The organism is Nocardiopsis sp. TNDT3, from assembly GCF_003427465.1.
GTDB lineage: Bacteria > Actinomycetota > Actinomycetes > Streptosporangiales > Streptosporangiaceae > Nocardiopsis > Nocardiopsis dassonvillei.
Genome location: NZ_QPFC01001053.1, coordinates 1 through 1,489, shown reverse-complemented (window position 1 = coordinate 1,489; position 1,489 = coordinate 1). Strand labels below are relative to the sequence as shown.

Genomic DNA, 1,489 nt, shown 5'->3' with positions numbered 1-1,489 from the left:
GCCCCGGAGCCGTACGCGACGGCCCGGGGCCGCGGCGGGCGATCGCGACCGGTCGGTCCACCGGCGCCGGGGGTTACGCCGCGCCGGTGGACCGGGCGCGCCCTACCGTCCTCCGCCGAAGAGGCGCCCCAGCAGCCCGCCGGGCTGGGGGGCGGCGGGCTGCTGCGGCTGCGGGGCCGCGGCCCGCTCCGGCTCCGGTTCGGGCTGGGACTCCACACCCACGAGCGCGCAGAAGTCCTCGGCGTTGTCCGGCAGCGCCCAGGCGCTCAGGGTCCGCGTGAACTCCTCGTCCTCCCAGGCGGAGGCGGGCAGTTCGGCGATCGTCCAGAGGACCTTGAGGGTCTCCTCGTCGTAGTCGGCCTCGGCGTGCTCCTCGGCGGTGTGGCCCTTGCTGCGGGGGCCGAGCACCAGTTCGAGGCCGACACCCGTCACGAGGGCGCGCGAGTCCTCCTCGCCATTGATCAGGCCGGGCAGGATGTCCAGGCGCAGACGGCGGGCGCGGTCGCCCGCGCGGCCCAGGGCCAGGAAGCCCAGGACCTGCGGGGAGTGCCCGCCGCAGTGCGGCCAGGACTCGTTGAACAGGCCCTGGTAGCCCATGGAGGTGCCGCCGCCGCGGCCGACGCGGCGCAGCGCCTCGCGCGGGGTCTTCTCGCCGTGGATGAGCAGCATCGCCACCGAGGCGGCGAAGGAGTTGTACAGGTTCCCGCCCGCCATCTGGTGGGTGAGGCCGACCGAGACGTCGATGTCGTTCGGGCTGGCCAGCAGGCCGAGGGCGAACAGTTCCGCGGGGAGCGGGTCGCCGCCGCTGTCCAGCGCGTTCATCACGTCGCGCAGGCTCGTGGGCGCCTGCGGGGCGGGGCGCAGGTCCTTGGCGAGCAGGACCTGGGAGGCTCCGGTGATCTCGGTGGTGATGCGCTCGGCGTCGTCGGGCAGGAAGGCCAGCAGGTAGCTCACCCACTCCCCCGCGCGGTCCATGCCGCCGCGGTTGGCGCCGCCGTGGAGCAGTGCTACCAGGTCGGGGACGCGGGCGCGGACGGCCTCGTAGGTGTCCAGCTCGGCCTGGAGGATCGCGGCGCCGTCGGGCTGCTCCATCACGGCGAGCCGGTTGCGCATGCGGTGGTAGTGCTGCTCGTCCGGGGCCTCCTCGGCCCAGTCGCGGTACTGCTGGCGGACCTTCTCGGCGTCGTTGGAGGCCGCCCAGGCCACCTCGTCGCGCCACTGGTCCAGGTCGCGGGTCTCGGGGAAGCGGTCCTCGGCGTGCCCGGCCACCAGCTCCAGGAGCAGGCTGAGGGGACGCCAGCGGTCGGTGGCCGGGGTGGACTCGGCGCAGGCGAGGTCGACCAGGAAGTCGACCGCCTTGGGTGCGGCGAGGTGTCCGGGCGCGGGGAAGTGGATGATGTCGTGGAGTTCGGAGAGCGCGCTGTCGCTCCCGGCGAGCTGGCCGAGGAGCTCGGGGATGCGAGCGCCGCCCTCGGGGGCCAGGGTCGCC

General features: G+C 74.8%; 1 protein-coding gene. It reads right to left on the bottom strand.

The genetic code is table 11. The annotated features are described in order from the left end of the window. Nucleotides 1-102: 102 nt before the first annotated feature. Nucleotides 103-1,489: hypothetical protein (locus tag DQW06_RS23695; protein ID WP_117199337.1), on the bottom strand; the 1,387-nt coding region annotated here is incomplete at its 5' end.